A 14,398-nucleotide genomic window follows, 5' to 3' on the forward strand; every position below is an offset into this window, starting at 1 on the left:
TCGTGCTCCTTCAGAATGCCGATGATCTGATCTTCAGTGAACCTGCTGCGCTTCATCTCTGGTCCTATCGGTTGGGCCAGAGTCTATCTCAAACTGGACTAGGCGGAGGGGGCAACGTCAACATCCGGCGATTTGGTCTCTCGTGTCATGCGCGATCTGGCTCTGGCGTTCGACGGCAACAACGAAGACGACATGATGCGCCATTTCCGCCGACGCCATGCAGTCGATCCCGGCAGCCAGAACGGCGTCTACCTGTATGGTCTGCTGTCGGAGGATGAGCGGACCCGAATTTCTGAGGGGCTGAGCTGCACCTATACTGACTATCTCGTTGATGTGAGCGACACGGCCGGCGGACCGTGCATGAGGTTGCGAAGCGGCGTGCAGGTGCCAATCGAGCGAAGAAGCATCTTCGTCAATTGCGCCGGCAGCTTTTTCCGCACGAGCGGCATGGCTGATCGGCTTCCCTGCATTTCGATGCACAACACCATCGCGAGCGTAAACTTGCGGGACGGGTTTCACTTTCTCTCAAGCGTGGCAGCATTCTCCATAACCCATCTGCTGTACCGCGGGGCGTTGAGGGGCAAGGGCTTTTATACACTCGATCACGAGGCGCTTTTCCGTCAGAACAGGAACGCCTGGGTTGGTGCCTCGGCCGCTCAGGCCTACATGAACCAGGTCCTCACTGTGCAGACACTTCCCGTGACGTTGCTCGACCGCTGCGGTCTTGATCTTGATCGGTGGTATCCTTTCCCACGTCGCTTTGCAGGCCTGCTCCGAAGGCGAGCCAGTGCCAGGCGCGACGTCGCCCACTATTGCCTGGTCCTCGACCGCATGGCAGAGCGCTTTCATGTCCATTGTGGGCCAATAAGACAGGGATATTGAAAGCCATAGCGTCTCCTCGATAAAGTGCTCTCATTCGGTTTTGCTCGAAGAAGTCGATCCCTTCCTAACTGGAGCCCACTGTCGTCCGGGATATGCATCATTCATCGATTGATAGAAATCGACCCGCTTCACCCTGGTCGCCAGATCGTCGGGCCTGTGTTCATCCAGGATGTTCAGCGTCCGGAAAACCTTGCTGTCATCGGTCTGGCACTGCAAGAAGTCATAGGACCAGACATGGTCTTGTTATCCCGGTCGCAGCCGGACGTAGGACCCGTCGTTCAGCCACCAATTGTCCTTGGGATACCAACCCGTCAACCTGAAGAAGCTTCGCGACGATCTCTTCCATTCGCCCTTCGCAGATGCGCCCCGTCTTGATCTAGGCCGGAAGCGTCACAATTATGCCCGTGGAGGTGATGCTGTGGGTGGAACATCCCCTGGGATTGTCCTGGTCGTCTTGCGGGGCGGTGCGGGCGGCAGGACTGCAGCCGGCGCGCGCAGCCGATCTGTACCTGCGGCGGCTTAGAGAGGCGGTCATGGGCGGCGGCCGCAATGCACCGCTCTCCTGATCAGACGAGGCTGCAGAGGTTGCAAACGCGGAGAACAGGTCTTATCTTACACTTGTCTTACCAAGAGAGCGTGTCATGCCTTCGACAACCACAATTATTTCCACGAAAGGGCAGGTCATCCTTCCCAAGTCGATCCGGCAGAGCAAGCACTGGGCCACGGGCACGCGCCTGATCGTGGAGGATACGCCGGAGGGCGTCGTCCTGCGCAAGGCGCCTGCATTCACGCCCACAACCGCGGACGACGTGTTCTCCATACTTCGCTGGACCGCCGGCGCAAAATCGATCGAAGAGATGGACGCCGCAGTCCTTCAGGAGGCTGCTCGCCGCGATGATCGCGATTGATACCAACGTTGTCGTCCGCTACCTCACCGGCGATCACCCCGAACAGTCTGCAAGAGCCCGCGCCTTGATCGACGGCCGCGACGTCTTCGTTCCGGTTACGGTTGTTCTTGAAGCGGAGTGGGTGCTTCGGAGCGCCTACAAGTTCCCTCCATCCGATGTTGTCAACGCCCTGCGCGCGTTCGGCGGCCTTTCCACTGTTTTCATCGACCAAGCTGACCTTGTGGCCGAGGCGCTGGACCATGCCGAGGCGGGAATGGATTTTGCCGACGCGCTGCATCTTGGAAGTTCGTCGCGCGCCGATAGCTTCATGACCTTCGATCGACGTTTTGCAAAGGCGGCGAACTCCGTCGCTCCTGGCCGTGTGGAAGAACTGTAGATCATTGTCTCCCGCGGCTTACCTCGCAGCAGGATCAGGACAATGGTCCTCACGCTTGCGTGCCGGCGCCCGCCGGTTCCGCCTTCCGTTCACGCTGGCTCTGCTCTGGGAAGAGGCCGTCGGCCTCCGCGCCATCATCAACTCCTTGTCTGTTTGACCTGCTTCCGACGGGGCGTGGCCGCCTGATCCGCCCCAGTCTCCCAGATGCCGGCTGTCACCGGACATAAGAACTTGATAATTTCGCGCCGGATCGATTCGGGCTACGCAGCACGAAAGCGGAGATCGATGACCGCGGTGGGCTCACGTAGCTTCGCGCAGCCCGGCCGCTACTTCGTAGTAAATCAGCCCTGTCCAGGCTCGGCCCATATCGGTCGGTCGGCGCCCCCCACCTCCTATCGCTTTTCGGCACCGGCCGTCGGTGTCACCTTCACAAGTTTGGCCGGGGCCAAACAATCCGCCTGAAAAGTAGCAGCAACTTCGCAGATCCCGGATTCAACCGCTTTATTCCCATTAGATAGTGTGGTCCATGTCGCATGCTCGCCTTCTTCTATCTCGGTCAAGGGCGCCCAGCTTATCGATCTCTCGTCCTCACTGGAGAAAACCAGCCGCCCTCGCCCCGGAAGGGCAACGGCTACGCTCGGCTACGGCATGATCGCGACCGAGAACCTCTCCAACCTTGGCAAGCTTTCAACCCGCGGCGCGATCTTAAGCTTCCTGCGGCACAAGTTCGGAGGCGCGACGGGCGGTATGGGCCGCGCGATTGGCCTCGTAAGTTGATAGACAAGCTACTTCATGACAGGTCACTGCTGAAGCGACGGTCGGTAAGGACTCTGCCGCGTTCAATAAAGCTCGTCTTGCGGGTGACGGAGATAACCCTTGCTGATCACAGAATGAGGATCGCCCTGAAGTCGTTGACATTGAGCAGGGTCGGCCCGGTACGGATCAGGCAGTCCACCGCGGCAAAGAAGCTGTAGCTGTCATGACGCGTCAGGAAATGGCGCGCATCCAGCCCGGCCTCGCGCGCTCGCGCCAGGGCTGCGGGCGACACAATCGCGCCGGCAGCGTCTTCGGTGCCGTCAATGCCGTCCGTGTCGACAGCCAACGCGTGAATGCCCAGATGGCTCTGCAGGTTCTGGGTCAAGGCCAGCAGGAACCTGGTGTTCCGCCCGCCACGCCCGGGGGCATAGCGCCGATGGTCACCGTGCCTTCGCCACCCGAGAGCAGAACAGCCGGCGCCTTGACAGGCGTACCTTTGGTTGCCGCGGCCCGCGCAATTCCAGCCATGACAGTCCCCAGCTGCGCGGCCTCCCCCTCCGGGGCGTCACCCAACAGAACAGGTGTCACACCCGCCTGCCGCGCAACCTGTGCCGCTGCTTTCAGCGACATCTGGGGGGTGGCATCATGCGATAGTCTGTCGGGAAGTAGGCCTGTGCCTCGCGCGGTCGCAGCAGGATCTCGCGCGCGGCCTCGGACAGCCAAGGAGAATGGTATCGCCAGGCGGCTGATGACGGTTCCGGGGATCGGCCCGCTGATTGCCACGGCCATCGCGGTTCTGGCTCCGCCACCCGAGACTTTGCCGCATGGCTGGGTCTGGTGCCCTGACAGCATTCAACCGGCGGCAAGCAACGTCTCGGAGCGACAACGAAGATGGGCGAACGCTCCCTCAGGCGGCTGCTGATCCTTGGCGCCAACAGCGTCATCATCAAGCGGCACGTCCATTCCTCGGCGCGACCAGGCACCTGGCTTGGCGGAATGCTGTCGCGCAAGCCACCGATGCTGGTGCGTGTCGCACTGGGACAGTTTGGAAATGTCAGCTGTCGGCAGGGCTGAGATCTAAGCCATCGCCTGACTTCAGGCGGTAAAAGGTCCATTCACGCCAGACGCCGCTTTGCGCAACATCGCCCATAGGTCGGTCCCCTTGCCGCCGCGCGAGATGTCGCCCTTAAATTAGATGGACCTGCGCGAAAGTCGGGGCAGTAGGCTTTTCCTGACCAACCATTGCTGCATGGGTTTCTCCACGATGACATGTGCAGCTGCGCCGGCCGCAACGGCAATGGCCGAAAGCCCGAGACACATGAGCAGAGGCGGCGTGAGAGATCCGGCGCCGGATTTCGCAAGCAGGATCGCAAGGACGTTCATGACAGGCAGGTGGAGAAGATAGATTGCGTAGGATGCGTTACCTAACAAGACGGCGCTGGTGGGAACCCGGCAGCTGATTTGGACTGACCCCGCGATGACCGCACACGCCGCGACACCATAAGCCAGCGTCCGCACACCAAGTGGCCACGCAAACAGGAACTGCTCGCTTAGGCCGACTATGATGAACATGGCGATTCCGAGAAAAACAAGCGCCCGTGCGACCGGCTCCCGGACAACGGGCTGAAAGAAGTACATCACCAAGCCAGCCGCGAAGAGCAGATTGTAGGGGGACAGGAAGAACGCTGCTGGGAAATCCAGTTCCGGAAGGAACAGCGCAATCATACAAGCCCCCATCCAGAAGAAAAAGATGCCGGCACCCCACCTCACGTCGATCAAAAAGCAGACGAAGGCAGAATAGAAGACCATCTCGTGCTTCAGGGTCCAGGCAACTGGTAGGATGGATCGTTCAGCGCTGGGGACGAGCAGATAGGCCTGCGCGGCAGGTTCCGTGTCCGGCAGAGCGCCAGCGCCCAGAGTGGGGACCAGTTGATACGCCACAAGAAGGGTCGTCAACACCAGCCAATACATCGGCAGGATGCGGATGCATCTCTTGTACAGGAAACGCAGGATTCGTGTCGGCTGCCCGACATCGCGGTGGTGGGCACGGGCGATGATGAACCCAGACAGAACAAAGAAGAATTCAACCCCAGCGTAGCCCCATCCGAAGCCTCGCCACGCAGTATCGCCGTCGTACAGACGCAGCGGCAGCACGAAATTGTTTGCGTGATAGAGGACGACAAGAATAGCGGCAGCCGCGCGCCCAGCCTGCAGAACGTCCAGCCGTCCCGCCGCCGGCTGAGACCCTCTCACGGCGCTGGCCTAAACCGCTCGTAGATCGCTTCCAGACGGCGACGTGCGATCTGCGGGTGGAACTGAACGTACGTCGAATCGACTGCGCCAGCGCTTAGTTCCTCGTAAAGCGCCCGATCGTCCCAAGTGTCGGCTAAGCGCTCGAACAACGCCGCCGACAGAGAGTCGGTCGCAGCCTCGTAGGCTTCGAGGTATCCCGGTTCTTGCTGCCGGTAGAGCCAGGACCACTTGCCGACGATCCGGTCATTGTCGAACGGCAGCAGATAGCCATTGCGGCCCGTCCGGATGATTTCGGGCAGGACGCAAGTATCCGTGGCAATAACTGGCGTGCCAGATGCAAGCGCCTCAATTGAGACAAAACCGAACGTGTCGTGGAAGGTCGGGAAGACAAGATAGTCCGCCGCATCCATGAGATCATAGACCGCTTTCGGCGGCAGGCTGGGATGATGCATGATCCCAACCTGGTCCAGATCACGTAGCGCGGCGTCAACATAGGCGGCGTCGGGCGGACCAACATAGTCACGTGGCGTCCAGGCAAGGGACGAGACGACCGTCGTCTGCACCGGCACGCCCGCTCGGCGCAGCTTGCGATGTGCCCGCAGCAGGACCGGCCCACCCTTCCGCATGAAATCTCGCCCCACGAAGAGCAGCTTCAGGGGGCCCTTGCGCGACTTCGGCCGGTCTGTGCGGGGCGCGACTGCGGGATAGACCAGTTCGATCTTTTCAAGAAGCCGCGGCAGGTCAGGAAAATTGCGGTGCTGCTGCCTGAACTGGCGTAGGGCATATTCGGAAATCGCGATGATGCCGCGGCAGCGCGCCGACAGCAAGTCGTCGCGCAGCCGCCGCTCAAGCCAGCCGATCCGGCGGTCGTCCGGCATCCTTGGCAGGTAATCCTCGAAGGTGACGACATAGGGTCTGCGCGTCAGCTGGGGGATGGCATTCCAAGCGTGGATCGCCTCGAACCCCGGCTCGGGCAGGAACGAGATCGAGTCCGCCCAAGACAGATACCGGTTGAGCGGCGTCATCGCACGCTCGACGAAGCGGGCGTTACTCTGGCCTAGGGCGATGGTGAAATAGACATGATAGCTGTGGCCGGTGCGGATCCGAATTGGCGCTCCCAACGACTGTGGCGCGCCCGTGTCCGGCTGCGGCCGAAGGATCGGCACCGGCATCTGCGTGCCCTGCAACGTCATGCCGCGGACCTTGATGAGAAGCTGACGCGGGCAAATTCGTCAAAGATATCGTTGATCGACATGGTCAGGCGCCAGTCAGGATAATCGGACCGGAACCGGGTCAGGTCGGTGTAATAGACGATGTGATCGCCGATCCGATTGTGGTCGCTGAGGGTCCAAGTCAGAGTGCGTCCGGAAAGCTGACCGATCCTGTCGATCGACTCTAGGATGGACACGCTGTTCGCCTTGCCGCCGCCTAGGTTGTAAACAGCCCCTGCCCGCGGCGCAGCGATGAAGGCGTCGAAGGCGCTGATGACATCTTTGCTGTGGATCTGGTCGCGCACCTGCTTACCCTTATAGCCGAAGATCGTGTAAGGGCGATCTTCGGCAGCGGCCTTGAAGATGTAGGACAGATAGCCGTGCAACTGGGCGCCGGAGTGCCCCGCGCCAGTCAGGCACCCGCCGCGAAAGCAGACGGTGTTCATGTCAAAATAGCGGCCGTATTCCTGTACCATGACATCGGCGGCCACCTTGCTCGCACCAAAGAGGCTGTGCTTGGTCTGGTCGATGGGGAAGTTCTCGGCGATGCCCTCGGCATGATACGGGACATCGAAATCGTACCTGGTGTCGTGCTCGACCAGCGGAATGCCATTCGGGCCATCGCCATAGACCTTGTTGGTGCTGGTAAAGATGAAGGGGGCTTCGGCAGCGTAGCGTCGCGTGGCCTCCAAGAGGTTCAGCGTGCCCACCGCATTGACTTCAAAGTCGTCGAAGGGAATTGTAGCCGCAAGATCATGGCTGGGTTGAGCCGCACAATGAACCACCGCATCGGGTCGAATCTCTGCAAAGAGATCGAAAATTGCGCGGCGATCGCGGATGTCGATGGACGCGTGGCGATAGGCGGAGCAGTCGCGCTGCAGTCGGTCGCGCTGCCACGCTGTGTCGCCATCGCTGCCGAAGAACACCCGGCGCATGTTGTTGTCGATGCCGATGACATTCCAGCCTTGGCGGTCGTAGTGCCGCACCGCCTCTGAGCCGATCAGGCCCGCGCTGCCGGTCACGATCATGCGTTTCATGGTCTGTCCTCTGTTCAGGAAGTGCGCGCTGCCCATTGCCGGGCCAGTGCGACGAGAAAGATCGAATTGGTCACGGCGTAACGGCCAAATAGCCGCCGCGGCTCCTGGCTCAGGCGGAACAGCCACTCCAGTGCATGATCCTGCATCCATCGGGGTGCCTGCCGCTTGTGGCCAGCATGGAAATCGAAGGCCGCGCCCACGCAAACCTGGGGCAGGCCGATGATATCGCGGTGATCGAAGGCAAAGAGTTCCTGCCGTGGGCACCCCAAGCCGATGAAGACGATACCTGCGCCACTGTCGCGCACCCGCTGCGCAAGGGCCGCGCTTTCATCAGCCTGCAGCGGGCGAAACAGGGACGGCTCTGCCCCCGCCACCCGCAGCTCGGGGATCTTGGCGACCAATGTGCGGCTGAGTGCAGAGACGACCTCTCTAGTCGAGCCATAGAGGAAGACCGAGATGTCCTGCGCAGCTGCGGCCTTGCAGATCCTCAGCATTAGCGTGGGGCCATAGACGCGGTCCGTCAGACCCGCACAATAAATTAGGTTTAGCGCCATGCGAACCGGCTGGCCGTCCGGCGTGACGATGTCGAACCCCTCGATCGCCTGCCCCATCTCTGCCTTCGTCCGCGCCTCGACCACGCCATGAACCGCAAGGGCCGTGACAAGATATGCTTGTGATTGCCGTGCCGCGGCGATCACACACTCTATGGTGCGGTCATAGTCGACCACCGAAATGGGCACCCCGACAACCTTCCGGCGCGGCGGGGACGTGGCTGAAGCTGCTTGCGCTGTCGTCATGGCTGTCCTTCACATCGGCAGGTTAGCTGGTTTGCGAAACTAAGATTGCCAAGGATCCTGGTAATATCCGCGATGGCCATTCGGGTTGCTGCCAAGTCCTGATCGGACAGGTCGATACACCTTGCCGCCTTTCAGAGAGCCAAAACCTGTCCGAAAGGCTTAGCCAGCCCTCAGGCCCGGGGGCGCCCGGCCGACACCATTAGCACAGCTGCAGAAAAGATGATGAAGAGAAAGCTGTTCTGCACCAGCAGAAGGCTCTCGGTTAAGTTCATGACGATGAACACGCATATCAGGACGTTCAGCCAGAGCCATCCTTCCTGGGGCCTGTGCCAGTGCAGCCAAGCGCCCCGGCTAAGCACGCGCCAGAGCATTGCCAGCAGCGGGATTGTTCCGATGATGCCGCAGCTGAGCATCCAGTCGCGGAAGCCATTATGTGCATGCGGCGCGATCCAAGCGAGCTCGGTCCAGATATTCCAAGCTTCTCCGTTTCCTTCGGTCCAGAACGCCTGGTAGCCATGACCTAGCAGTGGCCGTCGCATGATGTTCTGATCTACGAGCGACCAGAGCGGCACCCGCCCCGTCAGCGACGGGTCCTTGTCGACGCCCTCGGCCAGCAACTCCACCAGCAAGTTGATCGATACCGACGCCACAAGAACCACCTGCGCCGCAATCAGGATCAGCACGATCCGGGTGGCGCCTCGGCTCTGGCGGAGCAGGATATAAACCAGCGTGAAGAACCCAGACGCGGCCGATACCACCAGCGCCGTGCTTGATCCCGACAGGACAAGACAGCAAAAGCTGGCGATCAGAAGAATGGTCGCCAGGCCTCGCAAATTGGCCGTCCTGTCGACGGCAAGATTGGCCGTTGCCAGGACGCAGATCGCAGCATTCCAGCCAAGGACGTTCTTGTGGTTGAAGACGCCGCGTAACTCATGGCCGACAGGCATATAGGCCATCTGGGGAGCAAGGACGGCAAGCAAAAGGCTGCAGACCATGCTTGTGCCAAGCACGGCTACTACGATCAGAAGGAACTGCCGCGGCGTAAATCTTGTTGCGACGACGTAGGCGAGAAGGACCGACAGGGCGAGCCCGATCGCCCGCCGCAGGGTGATTGACGGACTCACCGACCACAATGTCGACAAAAACGGCAGCGCCACGAGCAAAGCGAAAAGCAGGTTTCCGCGCAACGCTGACAGCAGTTGCCGCGGATGGCGCGCAGCGACCAACATCGTAATGAGATAGACCGGCAGCAGCAGCAACTGCAGCGTTCGTTGCGCGACTGCCGTAGGATCCGTGAAAAACAGGACCGTGACAGCCCCCGTGTGGAACAGCAGCAGGACGCCAACGACGCAGCATTCGACGGCCCTCCAGCTGACCTGCATCCGTTGAGGGCGGTAACCCACGGCAGTTGTCATCGAGCGTTCCTGCGGACAGCGTGGTGCCTTTGCAATATACCGGGGTGGTACAGCATGTACGAACACCTGGTTTGATTAGACGAATCCAGTGTCAAAGATGCCTTGCCCTTTGTGAATTGGGCAAAGCGGTGGCGCATTAGCCGAAAGGCGATGCGGGCCTACCGCCTTTTGATAGTGTGCTGGCAAATTAAAACCTCCGGCGACGGCCGCAGATCCGAATGCGCGCAAGCTGGTGCTGCAAGATCGGCTAGTTTTCAGGATGACTCATCTGGAGCAAGGACATCCCGTGACACATGCACCTTTAAAAATGACCGCTTGGCCGATCAGGCCAGCGGCCTCGGCACACGGGATCGGCCGACAATTTATCAACCTCCTCAACCGCGCTGATCGACGGCCTTTAGACGGGCAGTACAACTGCCAATATTTGGGAGCTGAAGGCGAGTGCCTCTCCCGCGGCTACTCAATCGGGTTTAATGATATCAACGCTCCGGCCGCGCTGCCCCACATGCGGCGTAGGGCAGGATGAGCCGGCTTGCAGCACTTCCAGTACAGGCCACCGGCGACCAGATGACTTCGCCCGCGACAGCGCAGGACCGCGAACGGTCCAGGCTTAGGGTTCTGCTCCTCGTGTCGGACCTCGAAGACTACACCATCGCGTTCGCCAACGGACTTGCTCACCATGCCGATGTCATTCTGGCCGTGCCTAGGCGCCAATATGCGGCTCTGGCCGGCTGGATGGACCCGGGCGTCGACCTGCGATTGCTCGACTGGCCCCGGCACCGCAGTCCGGCCAATATCGGCCTTATCGCCGGACTATGGCGGCTTGTTCGCCGGGAACGCCCAGATGTGATCCACCTTCTCAGCAACAATACGCTGTGGCTGAACCTCGTCGCCCCCTTCTGGCGCGGCATTCCTGTCGTCACAACCGTCCACGACGTGACCCTGCACCCCGGCGATCGGGAAACGGCGACACTGCCTGCTTGGGCGCCGCGACTGATGGCGCGGCAGTCGGCACACATTGTCGTACACGGAGACGGGCTTAAGGCTCACGCTGTCAAAGTGTTCGGCAAGGACGGGCGGGCAGTCCACGTCCTGCCTCACCCGGCGATGCCCAGATACGCGCTGCTGGCGGAGAGGGAGGGACTGCGTCGGCGGTCGGACGGCACATTCAGGGTCCTGATGTTCGGCCGCATCTTCGCCTATAAGGGGCTGGATCTTCTAGTGCGCGCCGAAAGCCTGCTGCGGGACATGCCGGACCTTCGGATCGTCGTTGCGGGTCGCGGCGATGACCCCATGACAATGCGGGACAGGATGGGCGATCCGACCAGGTACGACATCAGGCACCGCTTCATCCTGGATCAAGAGGTTGCGCAGCTGTTCCTGGATGCCGATATTGTGGTTTTGCCTTATTCCGAAGCCTCGCAAAGTGGTGTTCTGCATCTTGCCGGGACCTTCGGTCGGCCAGTCATCGCGACAGACGTCGGCGAGGTGGGACCTGCCGTCCGCGATCATGATCTGGGCTTGGTGGTACCCGTCGCGGACGCGCAGGCGCTTGCGTCGGCGATCCGGCGCCTGGCAGGCGACGCCACTCTTCGCGGCAAGCTAGGCCAACGCGCGCACAACTGGGCCCAAGGCGACAATTCACCCCAGGCGGTCGGAGCCAGATCAGCGTGCCTCTACCGCTCCATCATTGACGGCGGGACGGCATCATGAGCTCTGGGCCGGTCCTTGTGCGGCACTATGCAGCTGGCGGCAGCGAGCATGGCGGCGGGATCGGCCGGTTCATCGGCTATGTCGCAGCGGCAGAAGGTTCCGCTCGGCATAGTGTCGTGGACACCCGAGGTCCGCGGCTGTCCCTAGGCAGTCCGCTGCGTCTTCTTGCAGCAATGATGGTGATGGCAGGCGACCGACTGACCAGCCCGTCCTGCATCCACCACATCCATGTTGCTGGTCGGGGCAGCACCATCCGCAAGCTGGTGCTGACTACTGCGGCGCGAGCACTGGGCTGCCGGCATGTCCTGCACCTGCACGATTATGACTATGCCCGTGATTATGCCCGCCGTTCAACCATTGGGCGAATCATCGTGAGACGCATGTTCCAAAGTGCCGATGCAGTCATCGTCCTAGGGCAGCACGATTTCCGGCTGATGACAGAGGTGCTTGGGGTCCGTCCCGAGCGCGTGGTTGTCTTCCACAACTGCGTCCCCGATCCTGGCCAGGGCGAGACGCAGGTGCGGGTTTGTCCGAGGATCGTGTTCCTAGGTCGGCTGAGCGGGCGGAAAGGGGTGCCGGAACTGCTCGAGGCGCTGGCCTCGCCGGAGATGGCAGTGGCGCCGTGGAAAGCCGTCATCGCCGGGGATGGCGATGTGGCCCGCTTCCGCGACCTTGCTCGCAGCCTTGGCATCGGCCACCGGATTGAGATGCCGGGCTGGCTGGACGCGGCCGAGGCCAGCGCACTTCTGGGCCAAGCCGATGTCCTGGTGCTGCCCTCCCATGCCGAGGGCATGGCGATGGCGGTAATCGAAGGGCTGGCCCACGGCCTTGCCGTCGTCACAACCCCCGTCGGCGCGCATGAGGAAGCCATCACGAACGGCCTGAACGGTATCTTCGTCACTCCGGGAGACGTCCAGTCACTGAGCGCTGTCCTCGTCACGCTTGTCACAGATCCGGATCGCCGCCGGGCTCTTTCGCATGGAGCACGCGCGCTGTTCCTGTCACGCTTCAGCATGGCGACCTACATGCGCCGCCTCGACGCTCTCTATGCCGACATCGGCCGGAAGGCCAGCAAACGAGGCCCATACCAGGATCCGGAACATGAGCCAGATTGAGAAAATCTCACGAGTTTTGGCGCTTCCGCCGGTTGCGGAAGCAAAGGATACCCGCGATGACTGGCTGGATGTCGCGGCGCTGTTTCGTGTGATCCGACGGCGGATCTGGCTGATATTGCTGGTCGGGACCGCCGTCATCGCTGCGGGACTGCCACTGATCCTGATGTCCGGGCGCACTTACACGGCATCCACAAAGATCCTGATCGACAATCCTGCTTCGGCGGCCATCATCGATGTAAGCCCCATCTCGAGGTCCGAAATCAACCTGACGACCGAAAGTGAGCGGCTGCTGTCGCGGGACATTGCCCTACAGGTGATCATCGAACTGGGCCTTGACACGCGACCCGAGTTCAATCCGCAGCTCCGCCCTGTTTCGCCATTGGCGCGCGCGATAAATGCCCTGCGCGCGAGGCTTGCCACCGACCCGCCCGAGCGTGAGCGGGCGAGCGCAATGCTCGCCCATGTTCTTCGCGAGTTTCTCGGGCGCCTGACGATCTGGCGTGCCCCCGGCTCAGACGTCATCAGCGTCGGCTTTACGACACAGGACCCGGAACTGGCGGCGCAAGTGCCCAACGCCCTTGTCCGGACCTACATCGAGGAACGGCTTGGACAGTCAGCGGCGCGGATGCAGACGGCCGAGGACTGGCTTGACGCGCGGATCGGCGAACAGCAGCAACGCCTGACCGACGCGCTCCGCGCCGCCGACGTAGCCAAGGCTGATTCCACAGTCGCCTTTCCGGACGCCCTTCTTGCTGCTGAGATGCTTACCCGATTGAGCGAGGCGCAACGCATCACTGCAAAAAGCCGCAGCGAGATTGAGACGAAACTCGCCGCTCTGGAGGACGCTGAAGGCACCGAAGAACGCGCGGCCACGCTCAACAGCCCGGTGGTGGTCCGGCTGCAGCAAGACCTTGATGGCGAACGGGCCGGGCTGACACGACTGCGCAGCGACGGCGGCATTCAGCAGGACGAGGCTGCTTTTCAAAGCCGGATCTCAGACCTGGAGGCCCGGCTGGAGGCCGAGTTGGCGCGAGAGGAGCGCCGATTGAACGCCAGCCTGATCGAGCTGGAGCAGGATCAGGCACGCAGCTACTCAAGCCTGGCCGAGGCGCAAGAGGCCTTGGCCGAGACCCGCCGTGCAGAGGCGCGCCTTGAGCAGATGCAGCGTGCCGTCGATAGCGAGCGCTCGGCGCTCGATGCGCTTGAATCGCAGCGGCGTGCCCTGAAGGCCGAGGCGCAGCTGCCAGCGAACGAGATCGAGATCCTGTCGCCCGCTACAGTGCCGCTTAACGCCGACGGGCGTAGCCGCACTTTCTCCCTGATGGTGTTGACGATGATCGCAGGGTTACTCGCGTTGACCGCCGCATTCGGGGTTGAGATGATCGACAGATCTGTTCGCAGTCGCGAGCAGTTGCAGGGCATTCCGCACCTGAGAGTCGCAGGCTTCCTCCCTGCCCTGCCCCGGAAATTCCTTCGCGCTCTGCCGCGCCTGCTGCGGAGCAAAGACGCCGAAGCATTTCGCGACGCCGTGCGTAGCATCATCCTAGCGCTCGACCCGTCGGCCAAGGCCGGCATGCAAACCAGTATCTTGATCACTTCGCCCCTGCCAGGAGAGGGAAAAACAACGCTGTCCATAGCCCTTGCAACCGAGCTCGCACAGGCTGGACGGGCCGTGCTGCTGGTTGATGCAGACCTCCGCCACGGCACATTGGGCCGCAGGTTTGGCCTGAATGCGGCATCTGGCCTGCGCGACGTGCAGACAGGTAGAGTCGGCCTTGAACAGGCTATCAGGCATGACAAATCCAGCGGGATCTCCTGAGAACGGCGGTGAGAAACTAGGCCACGGAAGCGGCGGCATGGAGCTGCTGCGGGCGGCGTAAAAGTCGTCCACCCTTTCCCTTTCTGCGGCAGCAGGGAGGGCGCGAGGATTTTCAG

At 61.6% G+C, this 14,398-nt stretch carries 12 protein-coding genes and 2 pseudogenes; 7 read left to right on the top strand and 7 right to left on the bottom strand.

Features of this window, described 5'->3' with window-relative positions; translation table 11 throughout:
• Positions 1-147: 147 nt before the first annotated feature.
• Positions 148-882, top strand: coding sequence for a hypothetical protein (locus tag OC184_RS17575; protein WP_265508456.1), 735 nt, complete (start codon positions 148-150; stop codon positions 880-882).
• A gap of 123 nt (positions 883-1,005) precedes the next feature.
• Here OC184_RS17575 and OC184_RS17580 read toward each other — a convergent pair.
• Positions 1,006-1,179 (bottom strand): annotated as a pseudogene (locus tag OC184_RS17580) (IS3 family transposase); the annotation flags it as partial.
• A 344-nt stretch (positions 1,180-1,523) separates the two neighbouring features.
• Here OC184_RS17580 and OC184_RS17585 point away from each other — a divergent pair.
• Positions 1,524-1,790: an AbrB/MazE/SpoVT family DNA-binding domain-containing protein gene (locus tag OC184_RS17585; protein ID WP_265508457.1), complete on the top strand. Its 267-nt coding sequence runs from the start codon at positions 1,524-1,526 to the stop codon at positions 1,788-1,790.
• On the top strand, positions 1,777-2,166 hold the full coding sequence (locus OC184_RS17590) for a type II toxin-antitoxin system VapC family toxin (protein ID WP_265508459.1): 390 nt from the start codon (positions 1,777-1,779) through the stop codon (positions 2,164-2,166). The genes OC184_RS17585 and OC184_RS17590 overlap by 14 nt, the downstream gene beginning before the upstream one ends.
• Positions 2,167-3,049: 883 nt before the next feature.
• Here OC184_RS17590 and OC184_RS17595 read toward each other — a convergent pair.
• The gene (locus OC184_RS17595) at positions 3,050-3,307 is read right to left on the bottom strand and encodes an MOFRL family protein (protein ID WP_265508460.1); all 258 of its coding nucleotides are present in this window, start codon (positions 3,305-3,307) and stop codon (positions 3,050-3,052) included.
• A gap of 342 nt (positions 3,308-3,649) precedes the next feature.
• Here OC184_RS17595 and OC184_RS17600 point away from each other — a divergent pair.
• A pseudogene (locus OC184_RS17600) lies at positions 3,650-3,960 on the top strand (transposase); the annotation flags it as partial.
• A gap of 153 nt (positions 3,961-4,113) precedes the next feature.
• On the opposite strand, the gene OC184_RS17605 reads toward OC184_RS17600, so the two are convergent.
• The 5 genes from OC184_RS17605 to OC184_RS17625 form a co-directional block, all read right to left on the bottom strand.
• Complete coding sequence (locus OC184_RS17605) at positions 4,114-5,175, bottom strand: acyltransferase family protein (RefSeq protein WP_265508461.1); 1,062 nt, start codon at positions 5,173-5,175, stop codon at positions 4,114-4,116.
• Positions 5,172-6,368 (bottom strand): glycosyltransferase family 4 protein, encoded by a 1,197-nt coding sequence (locus tag OC184_RS17610; protein ID WP_265508463.1) that lies wholly within the window; start codon positions 6,366-6,368, stop codon positions 5,172-5,174. Before OC184_RS17610 ends, OC184_RS17605 begins: the two co-directional genes overlap by 4 nt.
• A complete protein-coding gene (locus OC184_RS17615; protein ID WP_265508470.1) occupies positions 6,365-7,459 on the bottom strand; it encodes an NAD-dependent epimerase/dehydratase family protein in 1,095 nt (364 codons plus the stop codon). Before OC184_RS17615 ends, OC184_RS17610 begins: the two co-directional genes overlap by 4 nt.
• Positions 7,438-8,163, bottom strand: coding sequence for a WecB/TagA/CpsF family glycosyltransferase (locus tag OC184_RS17620; RefSeq protein ID WP_265508464.1), 726 nt, complete (start codon positions 8,161-8,163; stop codon positions 7,438-7,440). The genes OC184_RS17615 and OC184_RS17620 overlap by 22 nt, the downstream gene beginning before the upstream one ends.
• 227 nt (positions 8,164-8,390) lie before the next feature.
• The gene (locus tag OC184_RS17625; protein ID WP_265508465.1) at positions 8,391-9,635 is read right to left on the bottom strand and encodes an O-antigen ligase family protein; all 1,245 of its coding nucleotides are present in this window, start codon (positions 9,633-9,635) and stop codon (positions 8,391-8,393) included.
• A 522-nt stretch (positions 9,636-10,157) separates the two neighbouring features.
• Between OC184_RS17625 and OC184_RS17630 the strand changes: the two genes are divergently transcribed.
• From OC184_RS17630 to OC184_RS17640, 3 genes are read left to right on the top strand one after another with little or no spacing between them, the layout of a single operon-like run.
• On the top strand, positions 10,158-11,348 hold the full coding sequence (locus OC184_RS17630) for a glycosyltransferase family 4 protein (protein WP_265508467.1): 1,191 nt from the start codon (positions 10,158-10,160) through the stop codon (positions 11,346-11,348).
• On the top strand, positions 11,345-12,463 hold the full coding sequence (locus OC184_RS17635) for a glycosyltransferase family 4 protein (protein WP_265508468.1): 1,119 nt from the start codon (positions 11,345-11,347) through the stop codon (positions 12,461-12,463). The genes OC184_RS17630 and OC184_RS17635 overlap by 4 nt, the downstream gene beginning before the upstream one ends.
• Positions 12,450-14,282 carry a GumC family protein gene (locus OC184_RS17640; RefSeq protein ID WP_265508469.1) on the top strand — a complete coding sequence of 611 codons (1,833 nt, stop codon included), beginning with the start codon at positions 12,450-12,452 and terminating at the stop codon, positions 14,280-14,282. The genes OC184_RS17635 and OC184_RS17640 overlap by 14 nt, the downstream gene beginning before the upstream one ends.
• Positions 14,283-14,398: the final 116 nt, after the last annotated feature.

This window comes from Paracoccus rhizosphaerae (genome assembly GCF_026162645.1).
GTDB classification, from domain to species: domain Bacteria; phylum Pseudomonadota; class Alphaproteobacteria; order Rhodobacterales; family Rhodobacteraceae; genus Paracoccus; species Paracoccus rhizosphaerae.

Excerpts from the sequence above, each read along its gene's own strand:
- OC184_RS17575 (WP_265508456.1), top strand. The coding sequence starts at position 148 with ATGCGCGATCTGGCTCTGGCGTTCGACGGCAACAACGAAGACGACATG.
- OC184_RS17585 (WP_265508457.1), top strand. The coding sequence starts at position 1,524 with ATGCCTTCGACAACCACAATTATTTCCACGAAAGGGCAGGTCATCCTT.
- OC184_RS17590 (WP_265508459.1), top strand. The coding sequence starts at position 1,777 with ATGATCGCGATTGATACCAACGTTGTCGTCCGCTACCTCACCGGCGAT.
- OC184_RS17610 (WP_265508463.1), bottom strand. The coding sequence starts at position 6,368 with ATGACGTTGCAGGGCACGCAGATGCCGGTGCCGATCCTTCGGCCGCAG.
- OC184_RS17615 (WP_265508470.1), bottom strand. The coding sequence starts at position 7,459 with ATGGGCAGCGCGCACTTCCTGAACAGAGGACAGACCATGAAACGCATG.
- OC184_RS17625 (WP_265508465.1), bottom strand. The coding sequence starts at position 9,635 with ATGACAACTGCCGTGGGTTACCGCCCTCAACGGATGCAGGTCAGCTGG.
- OC184_RS17630 (WP_265508467.1), top strand. The coding sequence starts at position 10,158 with ATGAGCCGGCTTGCAGCACTTCCAGTACAGGCCACCGGCGACCAGATG.
- OC184_RS17635 (WP_265508468.1), top strand. The coding sequence starts at position 11,345 with ATGAGCTCTGGGCCGGTCCTTGTGCGGCACTATGCAGCTGGCGGCAGC.
- OC184_RS17640 (WP_265508469.1), top strand. The coding sequence starts at position 12,450 with ATGAGCCAGATTGAGAAAATCTCACGAGTTTTGGCGCTTCCGCCGGTT.